Here is a 16,966-nt window from a genome sequence, read left to right as displayed (position 1 = left end):
CACGAAGCGGACATGCGTACGGATCGCCCCGGCCGGACCCGGCACGTCGTCGTCATCGGCGGCGGCATCGCGGGCCTGGCGGCGGCCCACAGGCTGCTCGCCGAGGGCGTCCGCGTCACGCTGCTGGAGGCCGGCCCGCGGCTCGGCGGCAAACTGCGGTCCGGGGAGCTCGCCGGCGCCCCCGTGGACCTCGGCGCCGAATCCGTGCTGGCCCGCCGCCCCGAAGCCGTGGACCTCGCCAAGGCCGTGGGCCTCGGCGGGGCCCTCCAGCCGCCCGCCACCGCCACCGCCCACCTGTGGACCCGCGGCGCGCTGCGGCCGATGCCGCGGGGGCACGTCATGGGCGTCCCCGGGGACCTCGGGCCGCTCGCCGCGTCCGGCGTGCTCTCCCCCGAGGGCCTGGCCCGGATCGAGGCCGAGCACGCGCTGGCGCCCGCCGAGGTCGGCGAGGACGTCGCCGTCGGCGCGTACGTGGCCGCCAGGATGGGCCCCGAGGTCGTCGACCGGCTCGTGGAACCGCTGCTCGGCGGGGTGTACGCGGGCAACGCCTACCGCATCTCCATGCGGGCCGCCGTGCCCCAGCTCTTCGAGGCCGCCCGTACGCACGCCCTGCTGGGCGAGGGGGTGCGGGAACTGCAGCGCCTGGCGCAGGCCCAGTCCCCGACGGCCGGGCCGGTCTTCGCCGGCATCGAGGGCGGGATCGGCCGGCTCCCGGTCGCGGTGGCCGAGGCCTGCCGCGCGGCCGGGGCGCGGATCGCCACCACGAGCCCGGTCCGCGAGGTCCTGCGCACCCCCGAGGGCTGGCGGGTCGTGGCCGACGCGGAGGTCATCGAGGCCGACGGCGTGATCCTGGCGACCCCCGCCGGTCCCGCCGCCCGGCTGCTCGACGGGCTCGCCCCGGCCGCCGCGGCGGAGCTGCGCGGGGTCGAGTACGCCTCCATGGCGCTGATCACCATGGCCTTCCGCCGCTCCGACCTGCCGGCCGCCATCACCGGGGGCGGCGCGAGCGGGTTCCTCGTACCGCCCGTCGACGGACGGACCATCAAGGCCTCCACCTTCTCCAGCAACAAGTGGGCCTGGGCCGGGACCGATCCGGAGCTGTTCCTGCTGCGCACCTCCGTCGGCCGCCACGGCGACGAGAAGGACCTCGTGCGCGACGACGCCGAACTCGTCGACGTCTCGCTCGCCGACCTCGGCGCGGCCGTGGGCCTCGCGGCCCGGCCGGTGGCCTCCACCGTCACCCGCTGGGACGGCGGGCTGCCCCAGTACCCGGTCGGCCACCTCGGCCGGGTGGCCCGGATCCGCACGGCCGTCGCCGCCCTGCCGGGCCTGGCGGTGTGCGGCGCGCTGTACGACGGTGTGGGCATCCCGGCGTGCATCGCCGGCGCCGACCGGGCCGTGGACGCGGTGCTCGCCGCCTTCGCCGCCGGTTCGGCACCCCTGGCGCAGACCACTGATCAGCACACGGGACAATAGGCACATGACTGCACCAGAGAAGATTCCCAACGCGGGGAAGAAGGCGAAGGACCTCAACGAGGTCATCCGCTACACCCTGTGGTCCGTCTTCAAGCTGAAGGACGTCCTCCCGGAGGACCGCGCCGGCTACGCCGACGAGGTCCAGGAGCTGTTCGACCAGCTGGCCGCCAAGGACATCACCGTCCGCGGCACCTATGACGTCTCCGGCCTGCGCGCCGACGCGGACATCATGATCTGGTGGCACGCGGAGACCGCGGACGAGCTGCAGACCGCGTACAACCTGTTCCGCCGCACGAAGCTGGGCCGCGCCCTGGAGCCGGTCTGGTCGAACATGGCCCTGCACCGCCCGGCCGAGTTCAACAAGTCGCACATCCCGGCCTTCCTGGCCGACGAGGTCGCCCGCGACTACGTCAGCGTGTACCCCTTCGTGCGCAGTTACGACTGGTACCTGCTGCCGGACGAGGACCGTCGCCGCATGCTCGCCGACCACGGCAAGATGGCCCGCGGTTTCCCCGACGTGCGCGCCAACACCGTCGCCTCGTTCTCCCTGGGCGACTACGAGTGGCTGCTGGCCTTCGAGGCCGACGAGCTCTACCGCATCGTCGACCTCATGCGTCACCTGCGTGCCTCCGAGGCCCGTATGCACGTCCGTGAAGAGGTGCCCTTCTACACCGGACGCCGCAAGTCCGTCGCCGATCTGGTGGCCGGGCTCGCCTGATACCTCCCCTGGGGGGAAGGGCCGGAGCACCGCTCGTGACACAAGAGCGGCCTCCGGCGGATCGGGAGGCCCTGCCCCCGAAACGACGCAGCCGGAGACCCCGCCCGGAAGTTCAGACGACTGGCGGCAGCACTGCCCCGAGGGCACGTGCTGCCCGGTCGTCCAGCGACACCGGTGCGGGCTCCGGATGCGGCGCACACGTGACACGCCACCCCGAGGTGTCACCTGTCAGCAGATACCGCTCCACGTGACGGTCCACGCAGTCATTGCGTCCGCCGAAGACTCCGTGGCTGCCGGCCCCCATCTCCGTGACCAGCGCGGCCTCGGCGCCGAGCCGCCGCTGGAGCTCCAGCGCGCCCGCGTACGGGGTCGCCCCGTCCCGTTCCGCCGCGACGACCAGGGTGCGGGGCAGCCGGGACGAGGGGGCGCCACCGACCGCCACCGGCCGCTGCCGGGCCGCCACCGGCCAGGAGGCGCAGGGCAGGTTCAGGAAGCCGTTGGACCAGGTCTCGAAGGGGGCCGTGCGAGCCAGCGCGGTGTGGTCGCGGTCCCAGGTCTCCCAGTCCTCGGGCCAGGACGCGTCGTTGCACAGCACCGCCGTGTAGACGGCCGTCGCGTTCTCCGCCTCGGTGGCCGCCGCCGGGTCCGGGGCCGCCTGGCCGGTCAGCGGCTCGGGATCGCCGCGCAGGAAGGCCGCCAGGGCCGCCGCCCGCTCCGGCCAGACCTCGTCGCGGTAGGCCGTCTCGAGGTACGCCGCGTGCAGCTCACCGGTGCCGATGTTGCCGCCCGCCGGAGTACGGGCCAACGCCTCCCGGACCCGGTCGTAGCTCGCCTGCACGGCAGCCGGGGTGCTGCCGAGGCCGTACGCGGCGTGGTGGCGGGCGACCCAGGACCGGAAGTCGTACCAGCGGCGCTCGAACGCCGGGGCCTGGTCGAGGTTGTTGCGGTACCAGACGCGGGCCGGGTCGGGGTTGACCGCCGAGTCCAGCACCATGCGGCGGACGTGGCCCGGATACAGGGTGGCGTAGACCGCGCCCAGGTAGGTGCCGTACGAGGCGCCCGCGAAGGTCAGCCCCTCCTCGCCGAGCGCGGCGCGCAGCACGTGCAGGTCGCGCACGTTGTTCAGCGTCGTGTAGTGCCGCAGGGCGGCGCCGGCCCGCTCGGCGCAGCCGCGGGCGTACGCCCGGGCGGCGGCGCGGCGCCGCTCCTTGTCCGCGGGGGAGGGGCGGACCGGGACCTGGGTGGGGCCCGTGGAGCGGGCGGCCGGGTCCTGGCAGGACAGCGGGGCGGAGCGGCCGACGCCGCGCGGGGCGTAACCGACGAGGTCGTAGGCGGCTGCGATGCGCCGCCACGCGGGGAGCGGGGCGAGCAGCGGGAAGTACATGCCGGAGGCGCCGGGGCCGCCGGGGTTGTGGACGAGCGCGCCCTGCCGGGCGGCGCCGCCGGCGCGGCTCGCCGGCACCCGGCTGACGGTGAGGGAGATCTGCGGGCCGTCGGGACGGGCGTAGTCGAGCGGGACGCGCAGGACCGCGCAGCGCACCGGGTCGGGCAGTGCCTCGACGGCGGGGCACGTACGGAAGTCCAGGCCGGAGGCGGCGGCACGGCGGGCGGCGAGTGCGGCGCCGGCCGACTCGGCGTCGGGGGCCGCTGCCGCCGGCGCGGGGGAGGAAGCGGTGGCAGCGGTGGTGATGGCGGTAACGATGGTGACGTTGGTGCCTGCGGTGCCTGCGGTGCCTGCGGTGCCTGCGGTCCCTGCGGTCCCTGCGGTGCCTGCGGTGCCTGCGGTGCCTGCGGTGGCCGCGAAGGCGGTGGCGGCGGTGACGGCGGTGGCCATCAGGGCGAGGGCTGCCGCTGCGGCTGCGTGACGTGCGGGCGTCGTCCGCATGGCGGCCCCTTCTCCCCGGCGGCGTTGGTCCGATGAGATGACCAGGGCGCCGGGCGGAAGTAAAGGATCGGCGGGTGGTGTCGTCCTCAATGGCCCCGTTGCCCCGGGATCCGTCCCCGGTTGCCGCACCGCAGCGCCGCCCGCAGCTCGGGCTCGGCGACCGCGCGCGTCCCGCGCACGGCCGCAGCGGTCAGCGGTTCGCCCGCGGCCCGCTCGCGTTCCAGCGCGTGGAGCAGCCGCTGCCCCGCGGGGGAGGCCCAGCGGGAGTACGGGTGCGTCTCGAAGCGGGCGATGGCCAGGCAGCCGGCGCCCAGCAGCAGCGGCAGGGCGAACCAGCCCAGGACGATGGTCGTCGTGCTCCCGCCCGTGGGGGCCGCGAGGGCGGCCCCGGCCATCGCGAGGACCAGCAGGGTGGCGGCGCGGACCGCCCGGACCCCCTCGCCGACGCCGAGCGCGGCATCGGCGGGCGGGGCCAGGCCCGCTTCGCCCAGCCGCTCGGCGAGGGCCCGTACCGCGTCGCCCGCCGCCACCGCGGACCGCAGGTCCGGCACCGGGGACTGGCCGTCGGGACCGAACGCCCCGAGGACGGACCGCTCGTGCGCGTCGCGGCCGACCGGGTCGAGGACGGTCGCCCAGCCGGTGTGGGCCAGCAGCAGCCGGCGCTGACGGTGCATGGACAGCAGCGTCAGGTCGGCCACCCGGCCCGGGCCGCCGGCGAGGTACGCGGCCTCGTACAGGTTCAGCTCGTGGTGGTGGTACGGCGCGGCGGCGCCGGCGGGCGGCTCCGCCGCACGGGAGGCGGCCCTGAGCAGCAGGGTGCAGGACGTCAGCACCCCGGCCCAGGCCACGAGGAGGAACAGGACCCAGAACATGGGTGAGTTCTATAGGCGTTTGATATGCCCGGTCGAGGGGGCGTCTGTAGGAACTCAGGAGCTGGAGCTGCTGGAACAGCTGGAACCGGACGAGCTGCTGGAACAGCTGGAACCGGACGAACTGCTGCAGCCCGAACCGCCGGAACTGCCTCCGGAGCAGCTGGAACCCCCGCCCGAGCAGCTCGAACTGCCGCTTCCGCAGCCGGAGCCCCCTCCGCAGGAGGACCCGGAGCCGCCCCCGTCGCTCCCGGCGCACCACAGCATCGGCAGCATCTCGGTGGAGGACCCGGACGAGGAGGCGGAGCGGTGCGCGGGCCGTGACCCCGACTGGGCCGCGGCCAGGCGCGTGCCGCGTGCGGCGGGCACCAGCTGGGCCCGCAGGAAGGGGTCGCGCAGGCCGCGCAGCCCGAACAGCGCGGTCTGCACGTGCGGGGTCCGGTCGTTGACGTAGTGGGAGCGGATCTCGCGCAGCGCCCGCCGCCCCGCCGGGGTGATCCGCCGCTTGGCCGCCGCGGCGCACAGCGCGCCCACGATGATTCCGCCGAGCAGGACGGGAAGCACCTTGGCGATGAACGGCACCTGCCCGTCCGGCTCCAGGGCGAACGCGACGAAGGTCAGCGGCAGCGACATCGGCACCAGGAATCCGCACACCACGGCCTGGGTCAGGCCCCAGCGCCGCCAGGTCCGCCCCCAGCCGGGCGGCGAGAGCAGCCCGCGGGCCGCCAGCGCGTCCCCGGTCTCCTGGACGGCCGGGTCGAGCATGGCGGCGTACCGCACCTGGTAGAGCCATCCCGAGGGCGCGCCGCGGTGGGCCTGCAGGACGGCGCGCTCCGCCGGGTCGGCCGCCCGCGCCCCGGGGCGTACGTGGACGATGCCCGGGCCCCCGGCCATCAGGCGGCCGTCCCCCAGCATCGAGACGAGGGCGGTGTCCACGACGGCGCCCGGCCCGCCCGCCATGAACGCGGCCTCGGACAGGTCGTGGAGGACCGGCGCTGGACCGGTCGACCGGGGCCGGGACCGGTACAGGCCGAGGGCCAGCAGCCCGCTGGACGCGGCGACGGCGATCCAGATCGCCAGGGCGAGCAGGTTCACGCCGCCCTCCCCACGAGGGCGCGGGCCCAGCGCACGACCCGGCGGGGCGGCCGCGCCCCGGCCCGGTCCCGCCACCACACGGTGAGCCGGCGCCGGGCGGCCGGGTCGGCCGGCAGGTCCTGGATCAGCAGGTGCTCGGCGAAGTCCAGCGCGTCCCGGCGGTATCCGGCGGTCATCGGGCGGCCCTTGGCGTAGGCGAGGAAGGCCGTACGGTACGGCTCCCCGCCGCCCAGGACCTCGGGCAGCTCGGGAGCCAGCCGGGCCACCACATCGGCCCGCTTGGCGGCCAGGGCCCGGGACTGCACCCGGATCCGCTGCCGGTCGAAGCCCTCGGGGACCGGAGTCCCGGCCACCAGCGCCGACAGCAGCGCCGCCTGCCCGAGCCCCAGCCGGGTCCGCGCGGCCTCGTCCGGCTGCGCGTGCGGGGCGTCCGCCGCGGCCGCGGGCCGCGGCTCCGCGGGGAGCTCCGGCCCGGCCGCCACGACCGCGCGGATCGCGGCCAGCTCGGCCGCCAGTTCCGGCTCCGGCGGGAAGTCGTCGTCCCGCTCCAGCAGGACGCCCGGCGGGTCCACCCGGGAGCGGAGCGCGGCCAGCAGGTCGAGGACGGCCGGCGGCACCGGGTGCGCGTGGGTGTCGTGCCAGACACCGCCCCGTTCGACGCCGCCGGCCACGTGGACGTACGCCAGTGCCTCCAGCGGGACCGCGTCCAGTACGGCGGCCGGGTCCTCGCCCCGGTTGACCCGGTTGGTGTGCAGGTTGGCCACGTCGATGAGCAGCCGCACGCCGGTCCGCTCGACCAGCTCCGTCAGGAACTGCCCCTCCGTCAGCTCCTCGTCCGGCCAGGAGAACAGCGCGGCGATGTTCTCCAGCGCCAGCGGCACGGGCAGCGCGTCCTGCGCGATGCGCACGTTCTCGCACAGCACGTCCAGCGCGTCGCGCGTGCGCGGCACCGGCAACAGGTGGCCGGCCTCGAGCGCGGGCGAAGAGCTGCGGACGAAGGCGATGTGCTCGCTGACCAGCGGCGCCCCCAGCGCCACCGCCCGCTCCCCGAGCGCCGCCAGCTTCTGCGGGTCCGGCCGGTCCGCGCCGCCGAGGCCCAGTGAGACCCCGTGCGGCACCACGCGGACGCCGCGCTCGCGCAGCCTCAGCAGCGAGTCGGGCAGATGGCCCGGGCAGACGTTCTCGGCCACCACCTCGACCCAGTCCAGGCCGGGCAGCCGCTCGACCGCGTCCGCGATCTCGGGCCGCCAGCCGACGCCCACCCCCAGGTGTGCCATGGGCTTCATGTCCCTCGCCCCCCTTTCAGCACGGTTCCATGCACCGTGTGCCGATGTGATGGCCCCGGCGGAGTCCGGCCAACCGCGGAGGAGGGACGTTCAGAGCAACATTTGAGGTTCCCGCGGACCCGGAGGTCCGTCAGAGCCGCGCGCGCAGCGCCGGGTGGTCGGCCACCACCGTCGCGCTGCCGGGTGCGATCTCCGTGAAGCCTGCGTCGCGGACCACCGGCAGTCCGCTGCCGCTCAGTTCCGCCCACCGCTCGCGCGGAGCCGTCCGCACGGCCAGCCGGAAACCGCAGGCCTGCCACCCGCCGCGCTCCGCTTCCGTCAGCTCCCACCAGGCCAGCTGCGCCGCGTGCCCGGCCTGGGCCATCGCCTTGCCGGCCGACATGTCGAGGGCGGGGTTGAGCCACAGCACGGGCAGGTCCGGCTCGGTGACGGCGGCGACCGGCTCGGGGTCGTCCAGGTCGGTGCCCGACACCTGGAGCTTGGCCAGCTCCTTGGGCCAGCCGTCCAGGGGCACCGGCGGGAACACCCGTACCTCCGAGGTGTCACCGTGCACCGTGACACCCGGCAGGGCGCCGGCCTTGCGCCACTCCGCCCCGCGCGCCCGCCGGACCACCTTGCGGATCCGCGCGTCCTGCCAGTCGCGCACCGCCCCCGCCCACTCGCCCTCGCCCCGCGACCGCTCGTCGGTCAGCAGGACCAGCACGGCGCGGGCCGCCGTCTCCAGGGCGTCCGTCCGCGCCGGCGGCTCGGCCTTCTCGATCCGCACCACCAGCGGCAGGACGAACTGCGGGGCCTCGTCGCGCAGCGCGTGCTCCCGCCGGAAGGGGCTGTCCGCGCCGACCGCGGGTACGTCTGTGGCGTCGTGCGTGTGCTGGCTGCTCATCCCGCCAAGGATGCCAGCCTCCCCCCTCAGGATGATGCCGCGGGGGTCCGGGCCGGGCGAGGATCACAGCCATGAAGAGCGACCTTGCCATCGTGCCCCCGAGCGAGCTCACCGGGACGGAGGCGGCCCACTGAACCTGACCGGCGTGGGCCGGCGCCACGGCCCGCGCCGGCCCTGGGTCCTGCGCGGGGTCACCCTGGACCTGCCGCCCGGCGCCCTCGTGCGGATCGAGGGCGGCAACGGCGGCGGGAAGTCCACGCTGCTCAGGCTCGTCGCCGGCATCGACACCCCGACCGAGGGCCGCGTCCGGGGCCGTCCGCGCCGCACCGCCTACGTGCCCGAACGCTTCCCGGCGGCGCTGCCCCTGGACGCCACGGCCTACCTGACCCACCTGGGCCGGATCCACGGACTGCGGCGCGCCGAGGCGGTCCGCCGGGCGGGGGCGTGGCTGGAGCGGCTCGGCGCGGCCGCGTACGCGCGCACCCCGCTGGCCGAACTGTCCAAGGGCAGCAGCCAGAAGGTGGCCGTCGCCCAGGCGCTGCTCGGCGAACCGCAGCTGCTCGTCCTCGACGAAGCCTGGACCGGACTGGACTGCGCCGCCCGGGCGGAGCTGGACCTCGCCGTGACCGAACGCACCGCCGCCGGCGCCGTCGTGGTGTTCGTCGACCACGATCCGCGGCGGCTCGCCGCCGCCACCGACGCCCGCTACCGGATCGAGGGGGCCGCCGTCCTGCCGACGGCCGCGACGCACGGGCCCCGCGTACGGATCCACGCGTCCGGCCCGCCCGGCAGCACGCCGCCCCCCGGACTGGCCGCGCAGCCCGCCCCTGACGGCGGCGTCCTGCTGACCGTGGACGCAGCCCGCTCCGACACCGTCCTGCGGGACCTGCTCACCGCCCGGCCGCCCTGGCACATCCGCGCCGTGGAGGAACTGCCGTGACCGCACTGCTCCGTTACCAGTGCGCGCTGCTGCTGCGCTCCCAGCGCTGGCTCGCGCCCCTGGCCGCCTACGCCGCCTTCGTGGCCATCGGCATCAGGCCCGGGGACCCGGTGGCGGACTCCCTCGGCTACGCGGCGGCCGGCCTGGTCCCGCTCGCCGCCTGGCTGGTGCGGATCTGCGTGGCCCACGAGCCCGACGCGGCCCGCGCCTGCACGGCAGCCGCCCGCGGTCCACTACGGGTGCACGCGGCGGCCCTGCTCACCGCGCTGGCCGGGGCGCTGCTTCCCGGGACGGCGGCCGCCGCGGCGGCGCTGTTCCTCGGCGACCGGGCCGGAGCCGCCCCGGGCCGGGCGGCCCTGGCCGGGGCGCTGGCGGTGGCGGTGTGCGCGCTGACCGGCGCGGCCGTGGGCGCGCTGTGCAGCCGGCCCCTGGTACGGCGCCGGGGGTACGCCGTGGCGGCGGGCAGCATCGGTTCCCTGCTGGCCCTGGTCCTCGCGGGCTCCCCGGCCCGCGGCGCGGTGTCCGCCCTGGTCGCGGGGGCCCGCGCGGGCGCCGTACCGCTGCCGCTGACCGCCCTGGCGGGCGCGCTGCTGTTGGCTGGCGCGGCGGGGGCGGCGGCCTGCCTGGCTGCCGCGCGGCGGGGCGGCCCGTAGGGGCCGGTGCGCACCGCGGCCGATTCACCGGTGCGCACCGCGGCCGTTCAGTGGAGGAACGCGGGCGAGGAGGCGCCCGGCGCCAGGAGGCGGGGCGGTCCCGTGCCGTCCGCCGGGACGGAGCGGACGTCGCCGTCGAGGCCGTAGCCGACGGTCGCGTCGTCCAGCCAGGCGGGCTGGTCGTCGACGCTGTGCGGCTCGGCCAGCGGGTGTTCGCGCATCGTCGCCAGGTCCAGCACGTACAGCCGCCAGGGTGCCCGGGGATCGTCGGAGACCTTCTTCTTGAAGGCGACGCGGGTGCCGTCCGGTGAGAGCGAGGGGCATTCGGCGTTCTCGCGCAGCGCCTTCGCCGACCAGTTCCGCAGGTCGCCCTCGACGAGGTGGGTGCGGCCCCCGGTGGAGACGGTGGCGTAGAAGCGGTTGTCGTCGCGGGCGAAGCTCACGCCCCAGTAGTTGACGTCGGAAGCGTGGTACCGGGCCCCGTCCACGGTCAGCGGGATCTGCTCCATCGACTTGACCAGGTAGCCGGTGCGCAGGTCCAGGATCGAGGTCCGGGTCGAGAACGCGGAGGTGTTGTACGCGTCTCCGGTCGTGAAGGCCGTCCAGGACAGCAGCTGCCCCGAGGCGGAGACGCGGGCCCGGTTGGGGATGCCGGGCACGGTCACCCGGCGGACCTCGCGCAGCTGCCGGTCGAGCACGAGGGCCTCGGTGCGGGGCGGGGCGCCGGGCAGCAGGCGCAGGCACAGGGCGTGTTCCCCGGCGGCGTGGAAGCGGTCGCAGGAGGGGCCGCCGGGCACGCGGGGCGCCTCGGGCCCGGGCAGGTGCGCGACCCGCCCGGTGGCCGTGTCGCGGAAGTAGAGGCCGGGCTGCGCGAGGCTGAAGGAGGCGTCGGCCGCGCTGTGCGGGGCGGGGCGTTCGCGGTGCCTCGCGTGCAGGACGTAGCCCAGCGAGCCGCCCGCGAGGAGGAGGACGGCGGCGAGGACGAGGAGGGGGCGCAGCCGCCCGTGGCGGAGGTTCACGAGAGCTCCCGGGAGGGGTCGGGGCCGGGCAGGAAGCGCCGGGCGGCCGCGAGTGCCGCGGCCAGTGCGAGGGCCGCCGCCCACAGGGCCGGCCGCTGCCCCCACAGGGTCCACGCCGCCCCGAAGCCGGCGGCGCCGAGGAGCCGGGCCAGTGCCTGGCCGCTCTGCAGCAGGGCGAGGCCGCCCGCCCGGCCGTGCGCGGGCAGCAGGGGCGCGGCGAGGGCCATCAGGACGCCGTCGGTTCCGGCGTAGAAGACTCCCAGCAGGGCCAGTACGGCGACGACGCTCGGCCAGGAGACGGGCGCCAGCAGCACGGCGTACGCGCAGAGCAGGGCGCCGTGCCCGAGCAGGAAGGCGGGCCGCCGCCCGGCCCGGTCGGCGATCCGGCCCGCCGGGACGGCGAGCAGGAGGTAGACGGCGCAGGCCCCGAGCGGCAGCAGCGTGAACAGGGCGGGCGGCAGGTCGAGTCCGCGCAGGAGCAGCAGGTACAGGAAGGCGTCGCCGATGGTGGTGGCGCCGAGGAGGGCCGCGGCGTACAGGACGCGGCGGAAGGCGGGGTCGCGGAGGGCCGCGGTCTTGGGGACAGGGGCGGGCCGGGCCGGGGCCGGAGTCGTGGGCCGGGCCGCTCCCGCGGGGGCCGCCGGGACGTACACGACGAGCAGGAGCACACCGAGCAGGCCCACGCAGAAGCTGACCGCGAACACCGCGTCGTAGGCGTCGGCGGTGGCCGCCAGCACGGCGAAAGCGGCGAGCGGGCCGAGGACGGCGCCGGTGGTGTCCATGGCGCGGTGGACGCCGAACGACCGGCCGAGTGCCTCCGGCGGCCCGCTGAGGGAGATCAGCGCGTCGCGCGGGGCGGTGCGGATGCCCTTGCCGAGCCGGTCGGCGGCGAGCGCGGCGGCGATCCCGGCGGTCGCGCCCCCGGCGAGGAGCAGCCCGAGCCGGGACAGTGCGGAGAGCAGGTAGCCGGTCCCGGCGACGCGCTTGTGGCGGCCGCCGCGGTCGGCGAGGCGTCCGCCGAGCAGCCGTACGAGCGCGGTCGCGCCCTGGAACATGCCGTCGAGGAAGCCGAACTGGAGGGGTGAGAGGCCGAGCCCGAGGACGAGGTAGAGCGGCAGCACCGCGGTGACCATCTCCGAGGAGACGTCGGTGACCAGGCTGACCGTGCCGAGCGCGAGGACGGCGGCGGGGACGCGCCGCCGGGCCCCCGGGGTGCGGGGCGGCGCGTCCGGGCGGCCGTGGGCGGCCAGGTACATCAGTGACAGCTGTACTTCGGGCTGGTGTCCTTGACCTGGCCGTCGGTGGCGACGTACGTCCACCCGTAGCCGGAGTCGGTGAACTCCAGCTTCACCACGCCGTACGGGCCGCTGATCCGCTTCTGGCTGTTCGGCTGGACCTCCTCGATAGGGTAGGGCTCGGCGCCGCCCATCCCGCCGACGACCTCCACGATCCCGTCGGCGGTGGCCCTGCCGTCGGGGTCCTGCGGGGCGAACCGCTCGTAGTGGTGGTCGTGGCCGTTCAGGACGAGGTCGGCCTTGGCGGCGTACAGGATCTTCCACACCGGCTTGGAGACCGGGTCGTTGCCGTGCCCGCCCGAGGAGAACAGGGGGTGGTGCCAGTAGGCGGCGACGCACGGCTTGGCGGTGGCGGCGAGATCGGCCTTGAGCCAGTCGGTCTGGGCGGCCTGGTCGAAGGCGTTGGAATCGAGGGCGACGAAGTGCCAGTTGCCCTCGTCGTAGCTGTACCAGCTCTTGCCCTGCGGGAAGGCGATGCTTCCGAAGTAGGCCTTGTACCCGGCGAGGGAGCCGGCCGGGTCGTACGTCTCGTGGTTGCCCGGCACCGGCCGGGTCTTGGCCTTGAAGGCGCCCCAGCTCTTGTCGTAGTAGTTCCGGAAGTCGGAGAGCCGGGCGTCGTCGTACTGGTTGTCGCCCATCGTCAGATAGAACTTCGGGTCGATCCGCTGGGCGAGCGCGGCGGTCCTGGGGTGCGCGCAGCCGCTGTCGGAGGCCGTGCACTGCGCGGCGATGTCGCCGGCCGCGACCACCGTGAAGGCGCCGCCGGGCGGCGGTCCGCCGTCGAGGGTGCCGTACACCTCGGTCTCGAACAGCGAGTAGCCGTAGGTCGTGCCGCGGGCGGTTCCGTAGACGCGCAGGTACCGGCCCTTGCCGGAGAGGCCGGTCCAGTCGTCCACGCCGCCGTTGCCCGCGGCCTCCGTGGCGAGCGGGGTCCAGGAGGCGCCGTCGGCGGAGATCTCGACCCGGTAGGCCTTGGCGTAGGCGGCCTCCCAGGTGAGCCTCACCCGCGAGACGGCGGCGGTGGACCCGAGGTCGACCCGGATCCACTGCGGGTCCTTGCCCTCGGCGCTGGCCCAGCGGGTGGCCGGGTCGCCGTCGAAGGCGTTCTTCGCGCCCAGGGACGAGGTTTCGACGGAGGACGCCGTGGCCGGCTTCCCGCGCGATATGAGGGGGTCGGCGGCGGCACCGGCCCGTTCGGGCCAGGCGAGAAGGAGCCCGCCGACGAGGACGAGTACGGCGGTGCCGGTGAGGAGGAGGGTGTGGAGCCTGCTGCGGAAAGAGGGGGGCGGAGCGGAAGCGTTCAGGTACATGCCTGGACTCCCTGGCCTTGGGGGCGGCGAGAGCTGGACTCTGGCGCGGAGCAGCGCACTTCGGCCCGCGAACGGGCAGGGGGCGTTGCACGGCGGCCGGGTCAGAGCTCTCGCTGAGCGCGTCATGCCCATGGGGCCGGGCACCGCGCCAAGCCGCCGCCCGGGAGACTAACAGGAAGGAAAGTTTCCTACCAGTACCGGGGATAGGATCGTCCCCATGGATCAGCCGCAGGAGAACCCGTCGTACTGCCCCGCTCCCGCCGCCCCGGCCGGGCAGGTGCCCGGCCCGCCGTACGCCGACTGCCTGGAGTGCGGCAAGCCCACCGAGTACGGCGTCGCCACCCCCGGCGTGGTGCTCTGCCCGGTGTGCGAGTGGCAGGACGCCGAGCGCTCGGCCTGTTCCGGCTGAGCCCCCTCGCTACGTTCCGATCAGCTCGGAGACCTTCACGAACCGGTAGCCGCGCTTGCGCAGCTCCGGAACGATTCTGCGGACGGCCTCCTCGGTGACGGGGGCGGCGCTGCGCGTGCAGTGCATGACCACCACCGAGCCGGGCCTGACGCCCGCCAGCACCTGCTCGGCCACCGCCTCCGGATCCTGGGCGAAGGCGTCCCCGCTGACCACGTCCCACTGGACGGCCGTGACCTTGGCCGTGGACAGGGCCCGCAGCGCCCGGTCGTCGTAGCAGCCGCCGGGGAAGCGGAAGTAGGGGACGGTGTTGACCGCGCCGGCCGTGCGGAAGGCGGCGAAGGCCCGGTCCACGTCGGCGCGGGCGGCGGCTGCGTCGAGCGCGGGCAGTCCGTAGCAGGGGGACGTGAAGGCGTGGTGGCTGTACGAGTGGTTCGCGACCTCGAAGACCGGGTCGGTGCCGATCGCCTTCGCCTGGTCCGGGTACTCCTCGGCCCAGCGGCCCGTCATGAAGATCGTCGACGGCACCTGGAGGGCGCGCAGGGTCGCGATCAGCTGGGGGTTGTCGAAGCGCTCCCCGCCCGCCGCGCGCGGCCCCTGGTCGGCGGTCATGTCGGCGTCGAAGGTCAGCGCCACGGTCTTGTCGGTGTGCTGCTTCGCCCGCTCGAAGACCGGGGCCAGGCCGTTCGGGCCGGGAGCCAGGGTCGGGGGTTTGGCGGGGGCGCCGGCCTGCGGGGCGGACCCGCCCGCCGAGGGCGGGGCGGAGGCCGGAGCGGACGCGGCGGCGGACGCCGCGGGGGTCCCCAGACGGGCCTCGCGGCCGGCGTCCGACCTGCCGGTGCCGCCCCCGCATCCCGCGAGGGCGGCACCGAGGACGGCACTGAGCACGGCAGCGGACGCCGCTTTGCGCACGGAAATGGTCACACAGGCAAAATATATGACTATGTGGCAAGTAGTCGTGCGCGGCACTCCCCGACGTCGAAGTCACCCGGGGGATACCTCGGACCGATCTCCTCGAGGTGCTCCAGCAGCAGTCGGCTCACCGCCCAGTTGCGGTACCACTTGCGGTCCGCGGGGACGACGAACCACGGTGCGGCGTCACTGGAGCAGCGCTCCAGGGCCAGCTCGTAGGCCTCCTGGTACGCGGGCCACAGGGCCCGCTCGTCGATGTCGGCCGTGCTGAACTTCCAGTGCTTGTCGGGGTTGTCGAGCCTCGCCAGGAGCCGTGCGCGCTGTTCCTCGTACCCGATGTGGAGGAAGACCTTCACCACGCTCACGCCGTCCTCGGCCAACGACTCCTCGAAGCGGTTGATCTGCGCGTAGCGGCCGTCGATCCGGCTGCGCGGCGCCAGCTCGCGGACGCGGGCGATGAGGACGTCCTCGTAGTGCGAACGGTCGAAGATCCCGATCTCGCCCGGCTGGGGGAGGGCCTTTTCGATGCGCCAGAGGAACGGGTGCTCCCGCTCCTCTGGGGTGGGCGCCTTGAAGGACTGGATGCGGCAGCCGGAAGGGTTGAACAGGCCGATCACGTGCTTGACGGTGCCGCCCTTCCCGCTGGTGTCCATGCCCTGGAGGACGAGCAGCAGCCGGCGCCGGTCGCCCGCGGTGCTGGCCGCGTAGAGCCGCTCCTGGAGCGAGGCGAGCGGCCGGGCCATCGCGGCGGTGGCCGCGCGCCCGGCCGTCTTGTCCGCGGGTCCCCCCGGGGTCGCGGCCGGGTCGATGCGGCCCAGGTCGGGCCGCTCGCCGACGGGGACGCGCAGCAGCTCGCGCAGCGGCCGCGCCGTCATTGCCAGGGCCCCGTCACCGCGAAGGTGGTGCCCGGCGCGTAGGCGTTGACGTACAGGGTCCCCCCGTCGGGCGAGAAGGTGACCCCGGCGAACTCCCCCCACTCCGGGGCCCCCGGCGGCCCGATGTCCTCGGCGTTGCGGGCCACCGGGTACACCTCGCCGCCCACCGTCACCCCGAACACGTACTGCGCCCCGCCGCCGTCCTCGCACACCATCAGGCCGCCGTCCGGGGCCAGGCAGATGTTGTCGGGGGAGTCCCCGGGCAGCCGGACGTCGGAGGCCGGGCCGAACAGCACGTCCAGCCGGAGCCGGGCGCGCCGCGGGTCGTAGAACCACACCTGCCCGTGGTGGTCGGCGCCGGCGCCCTCGCCGCGGCGGGCGTAACTGGAGACGAAGTGGACGCCGGAGCCGCCCCAGTAGCAGCCCTCCAGCTTCTGCGCGTGGGTGATCCCGCCGGGCCCGAAGTCCTGGAACCGGATCGCGGTCGCGGCCGCCGAGGGGTCGGGTACGCGGACCCACTCGACGGGGAACTCCGCCCCGGGCCGGTCCACCACGGCCAGGTCCGCCAGGCCCGGGACGCGCAGGGCTTCCAGGACGCCCCCGGCCCGCAGCGAGCCGGGGCCGCCGAGCGGCCGCGCGGGCAGGAAGCGGTAGAACAGCCCGAAGGGCCGCACGAAGGCGTCCTCGGTCTCGTAGACGACCCCGCGGTAGGGGTCCACGGCGACCGCCTCGTGCGCGAAGCGGCCCAGCGCGGTGAGCGGGACGGCCCCCGAGCGCCGGGGGTCGGCGGGGTCCACTTCGAAGACGTATCCGTGGTCCCGGGCGTAACCGGAGGTGCCCGCCCGGTCCTCGGTCTCCTCGCAGCTCAGCCAGGTGTTCCAAGGGGTCCGGCCGCCCGCGCAGTTGACGGCGGTACCGGCGAGGGCGACGCGCTCGCCGGTGACCCGCCCGTCCGGGCCGAGTTCCAGGGCCGTGCAGCCGCCCAGGGCCCCGGGGTCGTACGTCAGCCCCGCCACGGCGGGCACGCGCAGCGCGGCCGTGGCGCGGTTCTCGTGGTTGCGGACCAGCCGTACGCGGCCGCCGCCCGCGTCGAAGGCGGCCATGCCGTCGCAGTGGGCCGGGACGGCGCCCTCACCGGAGCGCAGGGGATCGCCCGCGCGGGACAGCACCCGGTAGGAGAATCCCGCGGGCAGATCGAGCAGGCCGCGCGGGTCGGGCAGGAGCGGCCCGTATCCGTGCGTCGGCCGGACGGCGCCGGCCCGGCCGGTGAACAGGGCGCCGAGCGCCCCGCTGAAGGCGATCGCGCCGGCGGCGAGCAGGCTGCGTCGGGTGACGGACATCGGC

The 16,966-nt window shown here is 75.6% G+C and carries 16 protein-coding genes; 5 read left to right on the top strand and 11 right to left on the bottom strand.

The features are described 5' to 3' along the window. Positions 1-12 precede the first annotated feature (12 nt). Together hemG and hemQ are read left to right on the top strand one after the other, a co-directional pair. Positions 13-1,476 carry a protoporphyrinogen oxidase gene (gene hemG / locus AB0D44_RS13005; protein ID WP_362588799.1) on the top strand — a complete coding sequence of 488 codons (1,464 nt, stop codon included), beginning with the start codon at positions 13-15 and terminating at the stop codon, positions 1,474-1,476. Positions 1,477-1,480: 4 nt separating this feature from the next. Beyond that, entirely contained in the window at positions 1,481-2,194 is a 714-nt protein-coding gene (hemQ, locus tag AB0D44_RS13000) for a hydrogen peroxide-dependent heme synthase (RefSeq protein ID WP_362588796.1), read from the top strand. Positions 2,195-2,306: 112 nt separating this feature from the next. Here hemQ and AB0D44_RS12995 read toward each other — a convergent pair whose 3' ends face one another. The 5 genes from AB0D44_RS12995 to AB0D44_RS12975 form a co-directional block, all read right to left on the bottom strand. After that, on the bottom strand, positions 2,307-4,079 hold the full coding sequence (locus AB0D44_RS12995) for an alpha/beta hydrolase (protein ID WP_362588793.1): 1,773 nt from the start codon (positions 4,077-4,079) through the stop codon (positions 2,307-2,309). An 86-nt stretch (positions 4,080-4,165) separates the two neighbouring features. Continuing rightward, positions 4,166-4,951, bottom strand: coding sequence for a TIGR04222 domain-containing membrane protein (locus AB0D44_RS12990; RefSeq protein ID WP_362588790.1), 786 nt, complete (start codon positions 4,949-4,951; stop codon positions 4,166-4,168). 54 nt (positions 4,952-5,005) lie between these two features. Next, a complete protein-coding gene (locus tag AB0D44_RS12985; RefSeq protein ID WP_362588787.1) occupies positions 5,006-6,043 on the bottom strand; it encodes a TIGR04222 domain-containing membrane protein in 1,038 nt (345 codons plus the stop codon). Next, positions 6,040-7,320 (bottom strand): DUF692 domain-containing protein, encoded by a 1,281-nt coding sequence (locus tag AB0D44_RS12980; protein ID WP_362588861.1) that lies wholly within the window; start codon positions 7,318-7,320, stop codon positions 6,040-6,042. The genes AB0D44_RS12985 and AB0D44_RS12980 overlap by 4 nt, the downstream gene beginning before the upstream one ends. Before the next feature lie 139 nt (positions 7,321-7,459). Further along, positions 7,460-8,212, bottom strand: coding sequence for a peptidyl-tRNA hydrolase (locus AB0D44_RS12975; protein ID WP_362588784.1), 753 nt, complete (start codon positions 8,210-8,212; stop codon positions 7,460-7,462). A gap of 130 nt (positions 8,213-8,342) precedes the next feature. Here AB0D44_RS12975 and AB0D44_RS12970 point away from each other — a divergent pair, with 130 nt between their 5' ends. Together AB0D44_RS12970 and AB0D44_RS12965 are read left to right on the top strand one after the other, a co-directional pair. Next, complete coding sequence (locus AB0D44_RS12970; protein ID WP_362588858.1) at positions 8,343-9,152, top strand: ATP-binding cassette domain-containing protein; 810 nt, start codon at positions 8,343-8,345, stop codon at positions 9,150-9,152. Beyond that, positions 9,149-9,805, top strand: coding sequence for an ABC transporter (locus tag AB0D44_RS12965; RefSeq protein WP_362588781.1), 657 nt, complete (start codon positions 9,149-9,151; stop codon positions 9,803-9,805). Before AB0D44_RS12970 ends, AB0D44_RS12965 begins: the two co-directional genes overlap by 4 nt. Positions 9,806-9,852: 47 nt before the next feature. On the opposite strand, the gene AB0D44_RS12960 is transcribed toward AB0D44_RS12965, so the two are convergent. The 3 genes from AB0D44_RS12960 to AB0D44_RS12950 are packed head-to-tail and all read right to left on the bottom strand — an operon-like array spanning position 9,853 to position 13,429. Next, the gene (locus AB0D44_RS12960) at positions 9,853-10,824 is read right to left on the bottom strand and encodes a hypothetical protein (protein WP_362588778.1); all 972 of its coding nucleotides are present in this window, start codon (positions 10,822-10,824) and stop codon (positions 9,853-9,855) included. Beyond that, positions 10,821-12,080: an MFS transporter gene (locus AB0D44_RS12955; RefSeq protein WP_362588775.1), complete on the bottom strand. Its 1,260-nt coding sequence runs from the start codon at positions 12,078-12,080 to the stop codon at positions 10,821-10,823. Before AB0D44_RS12955 ends, AB0D44_RS12960 begins: the two co-directional genes overlap by 4 nt. Next, entirely contained in the window at positions 12,080-13,429 is a 1,350-nt protein-coding gene (locus AB0D44_RS12950; protein WP_362588772.1) for a discoidin domain-containing protein, read from the bottom strand. The genes AB0D44_RS12955 and AB0D44_RS12950 overlap by 1 nt, the downstream gene beginning before the upstream one ends. Before the next feature lie 217 nt (positions 13,430-13,646). Between AB0D44_RS12950 and AB0D44_RS12945 the strand changes: the two genes are divergently transcribed. After that, positions 13,647-13,838 carry a hypothetical protein gene (locus AB0D44_RS12945; RefSeq protein ID WP_362588769.1) on the top strand — a complete coding sequence of 64 codons (192 nt, stop codon included), beginning with the start codon at positions 13,647-13,649 and terminating at the stop codon, positions 13,836-13,838. A 9-nt stretch (positions 13,839-13,847) separates the two neighbouring features. Here AB0D44_RS12945 and AB0D44_RS12940 read toward each other — a convergent pair whose 3' ends face one another. The 3 genes from AB0D44_RS12940 to AB0D44_RS12930 are packed head-to-tail and all read right to left on the bottom strand — an operon-like array spanning position 13,848 to position 16,962. Next, positions 13,848-14,759 carry a polysaccharide deacetylase family protein gene (locus AB0D44_RS12940; RefSeq protein ID WP_362588767.1) on the bottom strand — a complete coding sequence of 304 codons (912 nt, stop codon included), beginning with the start codon at positions 14,757-14,759 and terminating at the stop codon, positions 13,848-13,850. A 17-nt stretch (positions 14,760-14,776) separates the two neighbouring features. After that, positions 14,777-15,622, bottom strand: coding sequence for a PPK2 family polyphosphate kinase (locus AB0D44_RS12935; RefSeq protein ID WP_362588764.1), 846 nt, complete (start codon positions 15,620-15,622; stop codon positions 14,777-14,779). Further along, positions 15,619-16,962, bottom strand: coding sequence for an alkaline phosphatase PhoX (locus tag AB0D44_RS12930; RefSeq protein WP_362588761.1), 1,344 nt, complete (start codon positions 16,960-16,962; stop codon positions 15,619-15,621). The genes AB0D44_RS12935 and AB0D44_RS12930 overlap by 4 nt, the downstream gene beginning before the upstream one ends. Between the last annotated feature and the right edge of the window lie 4 nt (positions 16,963-16,966).

The sequence above is a fragment of the Streptomyces sp. NPDC048349 genome (genome assembly GCF_040651925.1).
GTDB lineage: Bacteria > Actinomycetota > Actinomycetes > Streptomycetales > Streptomycetaceae > Streptomyces.
This window is presented reverse-complemented; position numbering and strand designations above follow the sequence as displayed.